The organism is Lysinibacillus sp. FSL K6-4013, assembly GCF_038630435.1.
Classification (GTDB): domain Bacteria; phylum Bacillota; class Bacilli; order Bacillales_A; family Planococcaceae; genus Lysinibacillus; species Lysinibacillus boronitolerans.
Genome location: NZ_CP152031.1, coordinates 2,971,766 through 2,988,361, shown reverse-complemented (window position 1 = coordinate 2,988,361; position 16,596 = coordinate 2,971,766). Strand labels below are relative to the sequence as shown.

General features: G+C 35.9%; 14 protein-coding genes. All 14 read left to right on the top strand.

The annotated features are described in order from the left end of the window. Positions 1 to 517: 517 nt before the first annotated feature. The 14 genes from MHB39_RS14770 to MHB39_RS14705 all read left to right on the top strand — a co-directional run bounded on the left by MHB39_RS14770 (position 518) and on the right by MHB39_RS14705 (position 16,585). Positions 518 to 1,441 (top strand): serine/threonine-protein kinase, encoded by a 924-nt coding sequence (locus MHB39_RS14770; protein ID WP_342544364.1) that lies wholly within the window; start codon positions 518 to 520, stop codon positions 1,439 to 1,441. A 462-nt stretch (positions 1,442 to 1,903) separates the two neighbouring features. Continuing rightward, a complete protein-coding gene (locus MHB39_RS14765) occupies positions 1,904 to 4,072 on the top strand; it encodes a transcriptional regulator (RefSeq protein ID WP_036075040.1) in 2,169 nt (722 codons plus the stop codon). A 196-nt stretch (positions 4,073 to 4,268) separates the two neighbouring features. Next, on the top strand, positions 4,269 to 4,694 hold the full coding sequence (locus MHB39_RS14760) for a hypothetical protein (RefSeq protein ID WP_036075041.1): 426 nt from the start codon (positions 4,269 to 4,271) through the stop codon (positions 4,692 to 4,694). 89 nt (positions 4,695 to 4,783) lie between these two features. Next, positions 4,784 to 5,215: a DnaJ domain-containing protein gene (locus MHB39_RS14755; protein ID WP_342544360.1), complete on the top strand. Its 432-nt coding sequence runs from the start codon at positions 4,784 to 4,786 to the stop codon at positions 5,213 to 5,215. Between the two features lie 29 nt (positions 5,216 to 5,244). Further along, positions 5,245 to 5,820, top strand: a complete 576-nt coding sequence (locus MHB39_RS14750; RefSeq protein ID WP_036075043.1) for an FHA domain-containing protein — start codon at positions 5,245 to 5,247, stop codon at positions 5,818 to 5,820. Between the two features lie 36 nt (positions 5,821 to 5,856). Further along, a complete protein-coding gene (locus MHB39_RS14745; protein ID WP_036075044.1) occupies positions 5,857 to 6,384 on the top strand; it encodes an FHA domain-containing protein in 528 nt (175 codons plus the stop codon). Positions 6,385 to 6,390: 6 nt separating this feature from the next. Continuing rightward, positions 6,391 to 7,230, top strand: a complete 840-nt coding sequence (locus tag MHB39_RS14740; RefSeq protein WP_131520633.1) for a protein phosphatase 2C domain-containing protein — start codon at positions 6,391 to 6,393, stop codon at positions 7,228 to 7,230. 28 nt (positions 7,231 to 7,258) lie between these two features. Continuing rightward, the gene (locus MHB39_RS14735) at positions 7,259 to 8,905 is read left to right on the top strand and encodes a serine/threonine protein phosphatase (RefSeq protein WP_342544359.1); all 1,647 of its coding nucleotides are present in this window, start codon (positions 7,259 to 7,261) and stop codon (positions 8,903 to 8,905) included. Position 8,906: 1 nt separating this feature from the next. Continuing rightward, positions 8,907 to 10,184: a normocyte-binding protein gene (locus MHB39_RS14730; RefSeq protein WP_342544358.1), complete on the top strand. Its 1,278-nt coding sequence runs from the start codon at positions 8,907 to 8,909 to the stop codon at positions 10,182 to 10,184. Beyond that, positions 10,175 to 10,870: an iron-dependent peroxidase gene (locus tag MHB39_RS14725; protein WP_342544356.1), complete on the top strand. Its 696-nt coding sequence runs from the start codon at positions 10,175 to 10,177 to the stop codon at positions 10,868 to 10,870. The genes MHB39_RS14730 and MHB39_RS14725 overlap by 10 nt, the downstream gene beginning before the upstream one ends. 23 nt (positions 10,871 to 10,893) lie before the next feature. After that, positions 10,894 to 13,542: a molecular chaperone gene (locus tag MHB39_RS14720; RefSeq protein WP_342544354.1), complete on the top strand. Its 2,649-nt coding sequence runs from the start codon at positions 10,894 to 10,896 to the stop codon at positions 13,540 to 13,542. A gap of 42 nt (positions 13,543 to 13,584) precedes the next feature. Next, entirely contained in the window at positions 13,585 to 14,358 is a 774-nt protein-coding gene (locus MHB39_RS14715; RefSeq protein ID WP_036075048.1) for a hypothetical protein, read from the top strand. A gap of 74 nt (positions 14,359 to 14,432) precedes the next feature. Further along, positions 14,433 to 15,074 carry a hypothetical protein gene (locus MHB39_RS14710; RefSeq protein ID WP_342544352.1) on the top strand — a complete coding sequence of 214 codons (642 nt, stop codon included), beginning with the start codon at positions 14,433 to 14,435 and terminating at the stop codon, positions 15,072 to 15,074. After that, positions 15,074 to 16,585 (top strand): phage baseplate assembly protein V, encoded by a 1,512-nt coding sequence (locus MHB39_RS14705; protein ID WP_342544351.1) that lies wholly within the window; start codon positions 15,074 to 15,076, stop codon positions 16,583 to 16,585. The genes MHB39_RS14710 and MHB39_RS14705 overlap by 1 nt, the downstream gene beginning before the upstream one ends. Positions 16,586 to 16,596: the final 11 nt, after the last annotated feature.

Sequence of the window (16,596 nt, the reverse complement as noted above, 5' to 3'; positions counted from 1 at the left end):
GTTATGTGATATAAAAGGTGTCGTACAATCGATTAAGAAATCACCCTACAACGTTATAAACTTAGTAAATAAAAGTTTTTTTTTCAAATACACATTGGGAGTTTATGATAAAACACATCAAGACCCTTTAGGACTGGATTCATGTAAAGAGGAATCTGTTTTTTTATAAATATATATAATCTACATAAAATAAATATCTCACAAAAATATATTGCTAGATTATCTTTTGAAATCAACTGCTTGAATCACCTATTTAAATGTGATTTAAGCTTTTTTTATGAATAAAGGTTAGTGTTAATTCGACTTTCTAATATAATAAGAAATTCTTAACGAGAGATGGATAAAAAATCAAAATGTCAAATAGATGTACCAAACCTCAAATGGAAAGAAGATCACTATTTAATAAAAAGATATAAATTGGTATACTTACATTAATTTGTATTTTAGTTAAAAGGTAGATAATTTGATCTATATTTGCATACAGGTTTTCAAAGCTTATAAGGGGGAAGGAGCAAAAATGCAAGCAACTCAATGTGAATTGAGCTTACCGATAAATAGTGTTCTGAATAATACATATAAAATAAAAGAAGTTGTTGCGACTAGTAAATTATCCATCGTCTACCTTGCGGAAAATATTAACAATGCAGAGCGACTAATTGTTAAAGAATTCTTTCCAAAAGAAATGGCTATACGGGATTTAGATAATAGAACAATCATCAATCGTTTGCCTTCAACAAAGCAAAAATTCAAGGATCTAAAAGGAATTTTTCTAAATGAAGCATTTATTATGCAGCAAATAAATCATCGTAATATAGTCAAATATACTGATCATTTTGAGGAAAATGGATCGATTTATATCATTATGGATTATTATGAAGGAAAACTATTAGATCAATATCTAAAGGATTTTCCTGTCCAGGATCGAGACCATTTATACAAAAGTATCTTTCTTCCTTTAATAGATGCACTGTGCTATGTACATAAACTGGGGATTCTCCATCGTGACATTAAGCCAAGTAATATTTTGATAGATTCAGAAGGTAATCCATTTTTACTAGATTTTGGGTCAGCAATTTTTTATAAAACAGCTAAAGATAATCAAATTTTTACAAGCTCAGGTTACTCTCCTCTTGAGCAATATTCTAATAAGTCCGCGCAAGGTGTCTATACTGATGTATATAGTTTTGCTGCAACATTTTACTTTTCAATGACAGATAGTATTCCTCCTGATGTTTCCCAGCGGCTTATTGAGGATAAAATTGAACAAGTAAAAGAACATAATAATAGTGTAAGTCTTCTTTTATCCTACATCATTATGTGGGGGTTGGCAGTACAAGTAAAAAAACGATGTCCTTCCCTACAAATCATGAAGTGGGTAATAACAGTTGAAGAATTTGTCAATAGGATAAGGAACTATTTAAAGGTAAATAATTCTAAATGACCAATTATCTAGAAAAAGTAATCCATTCTTATCATTTTGTAGTGTAAGATCAGCGCTCTGTACAGCCTAAGAGGATTAAAAAATTCACCCTAGGCTGTCTTTTTTTATTAAAAAAAAGTGGAAAAACACATTTTTTTTTAAAAAATATCATAAAATTAGGTATGTTTAATTTTTCCTATTAAACTACTAATTTACATTTTAATTAACAAAATATTCTAATGTAAATATTGACAATAAAATAAGATATTGTATAGTTACGTTGTGATACATAATGTCATTTGTGATGTAGATAAAATGGTTATAAAATTTTAACTTCAGTTTAGCTAAACTGCAGTTTCTTTTTCTTTAAATGGAATTTTATAACTAAAAAGTTAATTTTAAGTTAACGCTCGCAGATGATTGTGCTTACTCGAAATCCGATGTAAAAAGGAGGGATGGCTGTATAATAATACAGCCGAATGAATGGATATTATTAGTCAAACAAACAGAACTATGCTATTTGAAGAAATTAATCCTGAAAAGATGGACTTAATTACGCTTGTTGGAGATGTAAAGGGGATCGACAGTCTAAGTGATGAAAAGATTAAAGAAATTCATCAATATCTTCTTGTCAAAAGCTTTGACGAATTTTTAGATAAGTTTTCTCCAACGGTTTATTCATTCTACAATGCCGCTAATCAAAAGGTAATGTATACCCTGAAGAAACCTGAAGGTATTCAAGATGATTGTATTTCTGAAATAGCAATCGATCAAAATAATGATTTTTTAAAGATGCTCTTCACCCTCATTGATACCAAAAGAAGCCAGGGCATCACAAATGTAGATTTTAAATTCGAAAATCTACTTGATATGATCTCTCCTAAGAAAGTCATGGACGACATTCGCCAAGTTCGTAAGGAAATTCATTACCTTTACGGTGAATATGAGAAGCTAGATGAGGGTGATCCGAAAAAATTAGATACTGGTGACAAGCTGAATCTGATGTTTGAAGTAGCCAGTAAAAATTACAACAATGTCATGGCCATGCTACCTTTAGCAATCGAAGATATTAAAACTAGATTATTGTTAGGCGTTAATCAGGATGAAGGAGAATCCGAAAAATTACAAATTGGGACCCTTTCTATTGGTGATAATGGCGAGTTGAAAATTATTGAGGCACCTCAAAACAATAGCTCGGAACTGATGGTGATTGAAGAAAATAGTAACTATGGTTTAAGTACTGTTTTTGAAGAAGATTATGAGGCCATTACAGAGTCTCCTTCTTCCTATGTAAAAGATTTAGTTGTAAGAACGTTCTCTCCTCTACCAGCTGTGAAGGCGGAATTTGATGTGGAAACAGAGGTTCAAAATTACAATACATACCTTGAGTTCTATAAGAATGCGAAGGATGAATTTGTAAAAACGGTCAAGCCTCTAGTGGAAAAGCTCCTAGGCATTAAAATGTACTTTGATCAGTACACAACGAAAAATAAAGGGATGCAGCCATCATTGCTTGTGACAAACACTAAGCTCGATATGCTCGTGAAAAGTAATAACCTACCACGATTACGGACGTATTTAAATACTGTAAACTCTAAAAATGACTTTACGGATACGGTGTGGTACGGCATTGTTCCTGCACTGGAGCTAGAGGCTACTGGAAAAATGAAGGTCAGCCGATCTAGATTTAAAGGGAATGAAAAGGTTGCCAAACAAGAAGGCAATACAATGGAATCCCTATCGATTCTTCTAGATACGATAAAAGATTACAAAGTGCAGGTTTTCTTTAACTTCATGGCGGAGGAAGAAACAACATTCAATGGGATTGCAACCGCAGGGATAGATCGTCTGATTGATAAATGCGCCGTGCTTGTTCGAAAAGACTATAGTGAGTTTGCGATACCGTGCTTACCGAACTTCACCATAATTCCAAAGGATAAATCAGGTGTCGTTATTGATGCGAGAATGTACACGACGGAAAATGGCGCCCGTTTATCTAAAGAAAAGGAGGATATTTTAAAGCTATGGATCGAAGGGGTCTATGTCGGGGCTAGCTATGTAGCCGCAGGCATTGTTTCCGCCTACCAATGCCCTGAGTATTTAAAGGAGTCCTTCAGAAATGTAAAACGTAATTATCCTGGCGTACGATTCGATATTGAAGCCGGTGAAAACTCGCTTAGAGCTGTTACAACGATGGCAAAGGAAATCTCAGGCTTTACGAATAATATTAAAGATGCGATTAACAGCAGAAGCTTTGGCTTTGTGTTCTCGTCAGAAAATGCCCAGCTCCAAGATAAAGATATTAAACGTATTACTGTCTATAAAGCTAGAAGCTTAGCGATGGAAGAGGATGGATTCGATTCTATCTACAAAACACAGGTGAGTACGTATATTGAAAGAATACTTCGATTCCAATCAGGTGACTTTAAGCATGAAAATATTGTTAGGTTCTTCAGTAATAATCCAAGCAGTCAAAAAAGTAAATGGCTGAATGATAAAGGCTATGTCAACTCCATTATCCATGATGGAGATGATATCGGCTACATTATCGACGAGAAAACGAGCACGTGTCAAATTGACCTTGTGTTTAATGGCAATGTGAAGAATTTAGAAGTAATGATTACAAAAGGGACAAGTGCTGTTAAAGCCTAACAAGTTTAAACATACAATTATTCAATTTTTCAGTCGTATGTTTAAGATTTTTTAAATCTTTTAACATAAATAAGAATCTTCATTAAGGTGGAGTGTTACATATTTCTCGATGTTTTATTGAGAAATGAAAACAGCAAGTGTTAAAAACTTTCATCTTATGAACAGGAGATTCAAAAAATATTAGGAGGGAATTAGAATGGGTTTTGTATTAAAAGTAGAAGGATCAGAGGCAATTGAACTAGGGTTAGAAAGCATTATGTCTGTTGAATATGAAACAGATACGCCAAATGATTCGAACGCTCGCTCTACAGATGTTGGAGCCACTTTAAAAGTAAGAGGTAAAATTCTTACAGCAACTGATGGTGATAATTCTGATGATACGATGAAATTAGGTTTATGGTCATTAGTACCAGCTGAAAAGGCTGACTGTTACCGTAAAGTGACATTAGAGGTTGTTTCAGCAGATCAAGTAGTAAGAAAAATTCATTTCCCAAATGCTTTTGTGGTGGATTATACAGAAAGATATGGTGACACAGAAGGTATTGGTGAATTCTTCTTATTTGTTAAACAAAAGAAAGACAAAACAGATTTGGCAAAAATCGAAGGCGGCTACGCTGTCTAAGAGTGAGATAGCACACTAAAAATTATCTAAGGGGCTTAATATAGCTCCTTAGATAATTTTTGAATAATCCTAGTACTGGGGATGAAAAAATGAAAACACATTATGACACATTAGGTATTAGTAAAGACGCGACACAAGATCAAATAAAGCTCGCTTATCGAAAGCTTTCAAAAAAGCATCATCCTGATGTAAGCGGAGGAAACAAAGAATCTGAAAAAATTTTCTTAGAAGTAACAGAGGCATATAAAGTTTTGAAGGATGAAGCGGCTAGGAAGGCATATGATGCTCGACTAGATGGCGCGCAAAGCTGGAATCATGAACACTCAGCTAACAAGCAATCGACAAGTCAACAATCGACTGCAAAAAGGCCAGATTTTAATATGAACAATATTGAAAAAAACTTTGAACATTTCTTTGGCTTTAATCCTAAAACAAAGGAAACGTCCTCAACGTTACATAAGAAAAATAAGAAGAATCCTCTTGATACTACAGATTTATTCGAACGTTTCTTTAATAAATAATTCAAAATGGCAAGAGGGAGTGTGATTATATGCAGGAACCATATTCAAGTAAAGATTATAGTAACAATGCAAGGAAAAAAATGTTTATAAGACTCATCGATATTATTATTATCACAATTGCCTTCTTTTTTATCCTATATGTTTTTGTTATGAATCAGGAAGTCCTTTTAAAATTTGTTATCGGAACCGTAATGGTGATACTTGCCATTATTTATGGTTCTCTCAAATACGAGGCAAAATCACTCACTCAAGCGAAAACAAACAACGACATTTCAAAGCTTGTACTACTTAATGAACGCGGGATGAAAGTAGATGAATGGGAGCTTGGTGATCAAATTTCATTGCTTATCGGGAAAAGTACAGCTGAACATAAGGCAGATATTGATTTATGTGGAACGGAATATGAATCTCTTGTGAATTATGAGCATGCTGTATTAAATTGTGTAGCTGGTATTTGGTATATAGAGGATATTGATTCAGTAAATGGTGTTGGCTTAAAAAAAGCTAATAAGCGCGTTAAAAATAGATTAAAACAAGAGATCCCTTACCCATTAGGTAATGGTGACACGATATACATAGCAAATACGCGAATTTTGGTGAAATAGAGAAAGAAATTCGGAACATAGATGGGGGATAACGAAATGAGTTTGATAAGATGTACAAATGGTCACATGTTTAGTTCAAGGAGACATCGCAATATTTGTCCATATTGTAACGTGATGGTGGAGCAAGAGCACAGACAAAATAGCCCAACAGCTCCTGTCGTTGAATCAGAAGATAAAACATTGCCCTATTTAGGAGAAATGGATGGAATTGATCCAGTAACAGGTTGGTTGGTTTGTATTGAAGGCCCTCAAATGGGGAGAGATTATCGCATCTTATCTGAAAAGAATTTTATAGGTAGAGCAGAAGACATGCATATCCGGATAGCAGGAGATAATTCCATCTCGAATCGTAATCATGCTGTCATTGTATATGATCCGAAAAAGCGTAATTTTTATTTATTACCAGGTGATGCCTCGGGATTAGCTTATCTGAATAATGAAGCCGTTTATACCCCAACTGAATTAGCAGCTTATGATGTTATTCAGTTAGGGAGAAGTATGTTTTTATTTATTCCATTATGTGGCGTTCACTTTGAATGGGAAAACAATCAAAGTGAGGAATGATGATATATGGACCAAAATTTAGTGCCTTACATAATTGCCTTAATTTTCATCATTATACTCATCGTTTTGCTAATTATCAGATTTATTCTAGCTCAAAAAATGGATAAAGGGAAAATTTATATTGGGAATGGTCAAACGATTGGAAGACGTGATGAACAGGATGATTATTTCTCCACAACCGAAACAACGCATGGCACAATTGCAGTGCTTGCAGATGGTATAAGTGGTTTAGCCAATGGTCGTATGGCCAGTACTATCGCTGTAACGACATTTATAGAAGAATTTAAAAAGCTTACTACCTTAAAAAATCTACCTAACTATTTTAAGGAAGCAGCCATAGCAAGTAATCATATGATTTTAGAAAATTTAAATGGCTCGAACGGAGGAACTACCCTAGTCACGGCCATTATCGACAAGGAAGGTTTACTCCATTGGGGGGCTGTAGGAGATAGTGTTATCAAAATTTTTAGAAATGGCGAATTTATAGCGGTTAACCAAAAGCATATTTTTGAATCAGTATTAACAGAGCGATATATTTCTGGTGAAATAACTCAGCTTGAGGTACAAGAAAATCCTCTGAAAAAGAGACTTATCAATTATTTAGGGTATGAAGGCTTTAAAAATTTAGATATAGGGAAGAGCCCTATTCAGCTAAATAGGGGCGATAAGGTATGTCTATTTAGCGATGGAGTCTATGATACGTTAACAGAGGTTGAAATGGAAAAAATTCTCTCACAGCCAACTCCTCCCTATGATATTGCTCAAGACATTATTAAAGCTGTTGAACAAAAACGCTTAAAAAATCAAGATAATGCAACCATCGTTATTCTAGAAAAAACATGGTAAACATTTTACATGTTAAGGAGGAGTAATCATGAGAAAAGAAAACAGCGACTTTAAAACTAGTTTTCTATCTGAAGCTGGTTCATTTTTGCAGAACAAAGATTACTTTGCCTATACAGAGCTCGACGATGTAGCCTGCTGGGTAGCTGTAAAAGGGTTAGATTCTGATCAGGAAATAAGCAGCGCAGAACTTGCTGTGAAGGCAATTTTGGAAAAGTTTATGGAAAAACCATCTATGTCCAGAAGAAATATTAAAAAATATCTAAAAAATGCGCAAGCTATACTTCAGGCTCAAAGCTTAAGGGTGAGATTAAAGGCAAGTATTGTTATCGTCATATCAGATTACTCAAAAATGATTGTTGCAGTCGCGGGAAATTCGAGGCTATATCATTTTCGAAATGGTACTTTATCGTATAAAACTACTGATCAAAGCTTAGCGCAGGAGATCGTTAACAGCATAAATCGTTCACTGGATATAAGCCAGCACGAGGAAAGAAGCAACCTACTAAATTATCTTGGTAAACCTGAAGATTTTAAGCCCTTTGTGTCTAAGAAAATGAAGTTATTGGATGGCGATGTGTTAGTGCTTTGTACGGCGGGCTTTTGGGAGGATGTTAATGAGATTGAAATGGCCGACGCACTGGAGGACACGAAAGACCCTGAGCAATACACGGATTTATTGGAAGAGGTGCTTCTAAGTAGGCAAAGGAAGGTTGTAAATAATTATACAATTGCCACTATATTTGCTAATAAGGTTTATCAGGAAACAAATAAGAAAAAAATGAAGTACATTAAAATGATTGCTGCCGCATTAATCGTAGCGTTAGTCGTTGGGGGCAGTACTATTTTTTATCAAGCGAAGCAAGCCAAAAAAATGGCAGAATTAACCGTTGAAATGAAGGACCATGAAAAGAGCGGAAATCTTTATTTTCAAGATGGAAATTATGAAAAAGCGCTTCTGGAATATAGTGAGGGCAGAAATGCAGCCAAAAAATTGAAGGATCCAATACATAGAAATTTACTGGCTAAAAAGTTAAGAATTACTGATCTCATCTTAAATGGAGATAAATCAGCTGAAGCAGGAAAATTTACAGATGCTCTTGAGCAATATGAAAAGGCTAAAAAAGAAGGAAAGCTCATTAAGAACTTTGGAAAGGAAGCTACTGAGCAAAGAATAGCGAATATGGATACGATTGTTCAAATTGCTGAAGCTGTGAAGGATGGAGATTTTCGATTTGAAGCAGAAGATTACAATGGGGCACTTGAAACATATGAAAAGGCAAGGAAAAAGGCCCTCACCATCTCCTATACGGGCGAGCCTCAAATAAAGACAAAAATAGAAGAGACAGAGGCTAAAATTGCTGAATTGAAAAAGGCCCAGAAGGAATTGAAGGCAGAAGGTTTAGAAAAAAGTGGAGATCAGAGCTATGCACGTCAAGAGTACGGAAAAGCGATTGAATATTATACACTTGCACAGGAAATTTATCAGGAGACAGAGCTACTGTCAAAGGTTTTAGGTCTTGAGCGAAAGGTTATGAACGCCAATGATAAATTAAATCCACCTCCTCAGGCACCGGCTACTGATATAGACCCATCTTACGAAGCGGCAATACCATTTGAAGAAGGAGCAGCTGCTAATGAGTCATCTGATGCTGAAGTGATGAAAGAGGGAAAGTAAAGTGATAAAAGAGCTCATGTTTGAACGGTTACGCAAAATAGAGGATTTAGAGCAACGTCAACTGCTAAAAGATATTGTCAGTGGCGTTTTTGTAAATTTAATTGACTATCAGGATGAAATGAATAGAAAGCTTGAAGAGCGAGTATTTAACGAAATAGAAGATGTTGAGAATAGGTTTGACATTTATGTCACGCTTAGTTCAAAGGAGGATGTTGACCCGATTCATCAATGTTTATTTCCGATGCGACCAACTGATTTAGAAACGAAAGCAATCGATACAGCCAAATTACTTCAATCGTTAAAAAACAAAGAACAAGCTGTCCTGTGTACTTTATTTCTAGAGTGTGACTCGATACAAATTCAGCAGTTATTAGTTGAGAAGCGACGCTTTAACGGAACTCTCGTCACAACTGAAGGACAACTAGAGATAAAGGTAAGCCTTTCAAGAAATTCAGACTATTTGCAAGAAATCGATCAGCTATATCCGATATTCCAAATTAATGGATTGCCATGGAAAACCATTAATCACCCATACGCCTATAAATTTTTGGATGTACATTTAGTGGATTGTCCACCTTTCAATGAAGATACTGAAATCATTGAGATAATAGTTGATTTAGAGGAATACGAGCCAAAAAAGAGACTGGACATGGTTCCACTATGGAATATTGAGCGACATGAGGTCAAGAATGTGGGCTTCCCCATTCCTGCTATCGATAAGGTCAATTATGAGCATGTCCTTTCAATCCGCAAAATTGGCAACGAGCATGGGTATCTTGTTGAAGCGGATGAGGAGAATGTTCGCTACGTTAAACGTTCAGATAATGAATTAACCATTGTTTCACCACAAGACAAATCAGGGGTTTGGCAGTTAATCAAAATTGCAAAAATGGAAGATGAAAAAATTGGAAAGCTTCATTATGAGCTTGTTTCCAATCGACGAATAGAGCATTTTATGCACAAATTTGCTAGTAAGTATACTGCAAATGTTAAAACGAAGGGGGAGATTACTAGGATGATTAACTCCTTCGAGGCAGCTGTTAGCGTTGAGCTAGTAGATGTGGAGATAGTGGACTCTTTTTCAAGGGCAGGTTTTACGCATTCAGTAAACCCTTTCTTAACAGAAATGATAGGTGAAAATAGTCATAAAAAAACGATGCTACTAAAGTTTAAGGCAAAAGAGAAAAAAGATTTTATAGCAAATGATATTTTGAGCTTTTTAGTATCCGAGGTACAGCGACATTTCTTTGAATATAAATGTGTAGGTGTGTGGCTATGAATTATATTTGGGATTTGCTCATTAAAGCCGAGGATGAAGGACTTTCTAAAAAGGATATAAATTTTCACCTTGCCGAGACATATTCGCCCTATATGGAGCTTAGTCCACAGTTTTTAAATACACAGTTGGTTGAGCAGCACGTCGAAGTAAATCCGTACTATCGCTACTTTGATATTTTTAACCATCTTTTTCACCCGGATAATACATCTGATAGAGCGTTTAGGGAATATTTTTTTGACATCGTACTGCATTTCTTAGCTGACATTGATCGTATGCAGGGGATGAATAAAAAAGAGTTTTTTATTCGCTTTATTTTAAAAGATATCGAAGCCAATGTATTTGGCAATGTAGTACGTCATAATATTTGTTCGTTTTCAAAAAAGGAACAAGAAATCGTGGTCCTGAACATGCTGAGACTGTACCAGACCGGGGATGAAATTTACTTATTAAAGGATACGCTAAAAAGGCTCTTTAAAGGTTGTTTCATCTATGTAAAATCAGAGGAGCAAGATGAGTTGCTTTTATATATACGTCAGAAGAAGACAGAGCAGAATGAGCAAAAGGTACAGCTCATACAGGAAATATTTTTGCCTATCAGCTACCATATAGAGGTTTATTGGCAATATCACTTCGGCATAATCGATGCAGAGGAAACAATGAAGCTAGATCGAATAGCTCTTTACTAAACAGGGCAGAGGAGGGATTCGTAATGACGACTAAATATTCATATAAACTGTATGCGAATAAGCGTTATACAGAAAAAAAGTTTATGACCTATACACGAGTAGAATTAATGGAAATGACAACCTTCCAGCTGAGGAATATTTGTTATAAGGAAAAACTTGTGACAGGGCTTATTAATACATTAACCAGAGACGAGTTAATCGACAAAATTTTACGATATCGTGGCGCTGAAGAAAACCCTCTAATTAAAGAAAGTAAGGATGGGGGATTCGAAAGAGTAGAAGCGGCCGTGCAGCAGTATTTAAAAACACCACTGTCTGACAATGGTGAGATAAAAATTCCTGCCAAAATGAGCTTATATAGCGGTATGAAAATTGATAAGCCAGATCAGTATTTCGTAGAAACAGGAGGATTTCTAGTTGAATCCAATGTACTGCTAGTCAATGAGCAGCTAGATCTTTGCGGCATCCTTCATGTTATAAAAGACGATCAGCAGCCAAACAAGTACTATTTTGCGGCAGATGAGGCACTAGAAATTCGAAAGACTAACAATAAAAACTACAGCTTTATATTTTTACGAAAGCAAGATTCTGAGTATATCTATAAGACTTACTATCAGGAGACCCCACTTCCGCCTACAAACCTTCACTACTATAAGGTTCCAATACCAGATTTAGAGATTAAACAGCTGGAAACAACCGATGCGATTCTTGCCATTGATTTTGGAACTACCAATACAACGGCTGGTGTTTACTTAGAAAGTGATTATGTCTCTTCTCCTTGTAGCCATGACCTATTAAATGACAGAATTCAGCTAAATAGCATTAATTTTGTCCAGTTTCCAGATTCGCTTCACCAAAATGAATGGATCGAAGTAGTGCCGACAGTCATGACAGTGGCAGATTGCTCAAATCAAGATCAAGTGAGCTATTACTATGGCTATGAAGCGTTAAAAATGATGAAAAAAAATAGCTACACTTCATTGGCAACGAAATTCCAAGGCATTAAACGCTGGGTTAGTAATTATGCCAAATTGGAAGAGATAATGGATGCGAACGGAAATACAGCACTTGTTCCGCGAAGTCAGATATTAAGAGAGTTTATGCTTTATATTATTCAAATGGCAGAGCATCAATTTAAATGTCGCTTCAAGCATTTACATATTTCCAGTCCTGTAAAGCTGAAAAATCAATTTTTAGATATGTTTCAGACAATTTTACCTGAATACAACATCGAAACAGAACATGCTCTCGATGAAGGGATGGCGGTTCTTTATAATACAATCGCCAATCAAATAGAGAATAATAGCTTCTTGGATGGGAAGGAATATAAGGCACTGGTCATTGATTGTGGTGGTGGAACAACCGACCTTTCCTCCTGTAAGTTTCGAATAGAGGATGGACATATTTCATACAAAATTGATATTCATACAACCTATGAAAATGGAGATACCAATTTTGGTGGCAACAATATTACCTATCGTATTTTCCAATTTATGAAGATTGTCTTTGCCAATTACTATAGTCGGGGAAAAAGTGCTTATGATATTGATGCACTCATTGATATTCCAGGCAAGGATATTTATCGATATGTAGACGATCATGGGGTTGACGAGGTATACAAACAATTTGAAAAAGCCTTTTCAGATGCTGAGTATATCATTCCAACTCGCTTTAAGGAATATGAAAATCGCACACGTGATGAATACTTACGTGTCCGAAATAATTATTATTTCTTATGGGAAATGGCAGAGGAAATGAAGAAGGAATTTTTCCGTAAAACAGGCATTTTAAGAAGCCGCTTTTATTCGGACAGTGATATGCAGCACGATAGCGATTTAAATGTGACAGCAGTAGATCGATGGTGCCTATCTCTGCTTGAAAACAATCAATTTAAGGAAGTTTATGATTATCCAAATGTCTTTTTCAACATAAAAGAAATTAATCATCTTATCAAGGCTGATATTTATGATATTGTGCGTGAGTTTTTAGAGGAATTTTATGAGAGTGGCCTTTTGGGCGAATACTCTATTATTAAATTAACTGGACAGTCCTGTAAGATTGATGCATTTCGTGAGGCCTTAAAAGAATTTGTACCCGGACGAAGCATTGAATTTAGGCAAAAAGCTGAAAATATTGGTAAAGTGCCAGAATTAAAGCTTGCTTGCCTTAGAGGAGCACTGCGCTATTTAAATGCGAAAAAGATAGGCATGATTGAAACAAAAGTGACAAATCATGCTCCTGTTGTACCTTATGCTGTAAGTGCCTTTACACATAATCGCCAGGAAAAATTACTTATTAGTAGCTTAGAAAGGCTAAACCAAATTCATGGTACTATTTCCCGTCCATGGGGTGTAACAGAGGTGGAGTTTTTCCTAACTGGCAGCGACAATCAGTCATCCTATAAATACACTTACTTTAATCGTCCTGAGAATTTTAAGCCTGTTCTTTATGAAAATATTGCGGCAAACTATTACGATAAAATTCCACAAGACGAGACGGATTCTATCATGAATGGCGAAGTGAAATTCTTTGTTTTTGCAGGCGAAGATCATTGGGGCTTCCATGTGGTGCCAGTAGCACGAAAAGACGAACAGCTGTTTATTGGAAAGAAGGAATTCTTCGCCTTTGAAGTTGATTTATCGGAACTAGATTTCTTTGACGGATTAAAGTAGAGCAAGCTCACGTGATAAAAAAGAAAAGAGGTGGGTGACAGCTTGTTTGCTAATCAATATCCACATTTTCATAAAGGTCGCATTTTAAAGCGAGAAATGCTGGAGAATTTGCGAGATTACCCAAGAGATTTTTTAGATTTATATTTTCAAGATTATTCAAACGGCATCATTGCTGGTGTCCATATTATTGTAGCGGATACACGTCTTATCATTACAAAAGGCATTATTAAGCATAAAGGAAGGCTCTATATGCTAGATAGTAGCTATGAGCTTCCTTATGAAGCTACAGGAAGTGAAACGATTTTAAAAGTGCGATTTGCTGAAGAAGCAAATGACTTAGACTTTAGCAATTACAGAACAGAGATTGTCTTAGACGATTCGTTAGAGCTTGCTCATAATGAACTAGAATTAGCGCGCTTTAAATTAAAATTAGGTGCCAAATTACGCTCACAGCATACCGATTTTTTCGACTTTGCGACAGAATATAATACTGTTAATTATCTTCATTGTCAGTATGCAGGGCTAGAAAAAAGCACCTACCATCCACTCATTTTGCAATACTTTTCGCGAGAGCTTTTAAAAAATCGACCCACTAATCCGTATGATATTGCCTTTGCCTTAGAGTGCTTAAATCAGGAGAGAGTGCAACGAGATGTAATTGATTTCTATATTTGCAACCGGCTAGAGTTGGACTATCAATCTTTATCTAATAGCCAAATTCATAAATATTTAAATCGCATTTTGTTGGAATCTAAGGGCAGTAGTCGGATGAAAGGGGTCGGTCAAGGGCGACCTAAGCGCATGATAGTTGATTAATAGTCTACTAGTGAATTAAGAGGTTGGCTAGTTAGAGGAAGATAAGAAATACGAATAACAAAGGAGGGGAAAAAATGAATTTCATGGATGAAGAAGTCATTGAGATGACGAAGCATGCAAGGCAGAAGAAACGACTGGAGAACATCGAAAACCAATTGTTACATACTGACATCGTTCAAGCCATTAAAGAAGGCCAGCTAACGATTGAAGATGAAATGATTGAATTTGCAGAGAGTAGTTTTTATGAGGACCAAATTCGGATGTTTATCCCTACAGCTTTTGAAGAGATGGAACCTGAATTAATGGATATTAAATATCCATCAAGCCGTAGACCCGATTATATCTACACAAGTGAAAGTACATCTATTAACATCACGATGAAAATGATGGAGCAACAGATTCAAGAAGAGGAATTAGAAGATTTCACACATACGATGATGAATATCCTTCAAAAATTACAGCCAGATGCTGATATGTTAGATATTGGCATAAAAGAAGTGGATGGTCGTCAAATCGGCTATTTTGATTTCATTACGAAGGCTCTAGATTCTAAAATTTACAATTTAATGTTTTTGTTTATGGTAGGCGATAATGTAGCAACAGGCTCGGTCAATTGCTTGAAATCAGAAATGCCTATTTGGCAACCCATTGCATACGGCATGATGGAATCAATCTCAATCGAAAACAAATCATTAGATGGAGAAGGTGTTGTTTGATGGAGCGAGTAAATAAGGAAACAGCTTTAACGTATAAAGATATGGTTGTGATGCCCTATAATATCCGCGTTAGTGAAATCGAAATTACACAACAAATGAACGAGCATGCAACATTGCGTTTAACAGGCGTGATTCCAGATGAACTTGAAGATTCCTACGTCTATATGACAGATGCAGAAACAGCCATTGAAGTATTACAAATTGGTAGCTATGGACAATCCACACCTATATTTAATGGGCTTGCGTTAGATGTCCAAGTGAAAATGGTTATGGGTACGTATTATTTGGAGGTTAAAGCCGTTTCACATACGTATAAGTTAGATGTGAAGAAGAAAAATCAAACATATCAAAATGCAAGCATGCCCTATAGTGAATTAATCAATGTATGTATTGCCGATCAACCAGGCGCGGACTTTATGGACCATGTCACAAAGGGGGCTAGTCTTGGTAGCTTCACGATGCAATATTTAGAGACCGATTGGGAATTTCTTAAGCGAATGGCATCGAGATTTCATACAGGCTTGGTGCCAGATACCATTCATGGGGCGGCAAAGTTCTACTTCGGTGTACCGTTTCAACCGGGCAACACACCAAAAATGGATGCCCTTAATTACCGAGTTAAAAAAGCAATCGGCAACTTCCTAATCTCTAGTAAAAATCATCTCGATAGCATTACGGATAGTGACTACATGTACTATGAGGTGGAGTCGACTCAATCATTCAAAATAGGTAATGAAGTTACTTTCCAATCAATGAAATTGTATGTTTATAAAATTGTCTCAAAGCTAAAAAATGGTTTATTAAAGCATATCTATACGTTAACACCACAAAATGGCTTTAGTGTTCACACGACTTACAATCAAGCTATTATTGGTGCCTCTATTCAAGGAAAAGTAATTGATGTGGCTGGGGACAAAATTCGTATTCATGTCAATTTTGATGAGGGGCAAGAAAAGGACACGGCCTATTGGTTTCCATATTCAACAATCTATGCATCGGAAGATAATACAGGATGGTATTTTATGCCTGAGCTATCTGACAACGTTAGAATTTATTTCCCAAGCAATCGTGAGGATGAAGGGATTGCCATTAGCTCCGTATCAAAAGCACCTCCCCAATCTGGAGCAATGTTAGCAGCAACGAATCCTACTAGTCAAGATGGTGGTGGGCAATCAGGTGCTACAGCGCCAGAAGATAGTCGCCAAGACCCGATGCGAATGGCTGACCCAGATGTGAAAACACTGAGAACGAAGCATGGGAAACAAATTCTACTAGCTCCTGATCGGATTGTCATTTCTGGTGGGGGATTAATGATTTCACTTATGGATGATAATGGTATTTCAATCATAAGTGATAAAAATATTAACTTAAAAGCAACAGATAAAGTCGTCATCAATGCGAAGCAAATTATGATTAATGCAAATGAGAAAATTGAGATGACGTGTAAAGATAATTCCATCAAGATGGAAGACAAAATGGAAATTAAGGGAACGGAAGTACGAGCAAATTAGTGAGGAAGTGG

Excerpts from the sequence above, each read along its gene's own strand:
- MHB39_RS14760 (WP_036075041.1), top strand. The coding sequence starts at position 4,269 with ATGGGTTTTGTATTAAAAGTAGAAGGATCAGAGGCAATTGAACTAGGG.
- MHB39_RS14755 (WP_342544360.1), top strand. The coding sequence starts at position 4,784 with ATGAAAACACATTATGACACATTAGGTATTAGTAAAGACGCGACACAA.
- MHB39_RS14710 (WP_342544352.1), top strand. The coding sequence starts at position 14,433 with ATGAATTTCATGGATGAAGAAGTCATTGAGATGACGAAGCATGCAAGG.
- MHB39_RS14705 (WP_342544351.1), top strand. The coding sequence starts at position 15,074 with ATGGAGCGAGTAAATAAGGAAACAGCTTTAACGTATAAAGATATGGTT.
- MHB39_RS14735 (WP_342544359.1), top strand. The coding sequence starts at position 7,259 with ATGAGAAAAGAAAACAGCGACTTTAAAACTAGTTTTCTATCTGAAGCT.
- MHB39_RS14720 (WP_342544354.1), top strand. The coding sequence starts at position 10,894 with ATGACGACTAAATATTCATATAAACTGTATGCGAATAAGCGTTATACA.
- MHB39_RS14765 (WP_036075040.1), top strand. The coding sequence starts at position 1,904 with ATGGATATTATTAGTCAAACAAACAGAACTATGCTATTTGAAGAAATT.
- MHB39_RS14750 (WP_036075043.1), top strand. The coding sequence starts at position 5,245 with ATGCAGGAACCATATTCAAGTAAAGATTATAGTAACAATGCAAGGAAA.
- MHB39_RS14745 (WP_036075044.1), top strand. The coding sequence starts at position 5,857 with ATGAGTTTGATAAGATGTACAAATGGTCACATGTTTAGTTCAAGGAGA.
- MHB39_RS14770 (WP_342544364.1), top strand. The coding sequence starts at position 518 with ATGCAAGCAACTCAATGTGAATTGAGCTTACCGATAAATAGTGTTCTG.
- MHB39_RS14740 (WP_131520633.1), top strand. The coding sequence starts at position 6,391 with ATGGACCAAAATTTAGTGCCTTACATAATTGCCTTAATTTTCATCATT.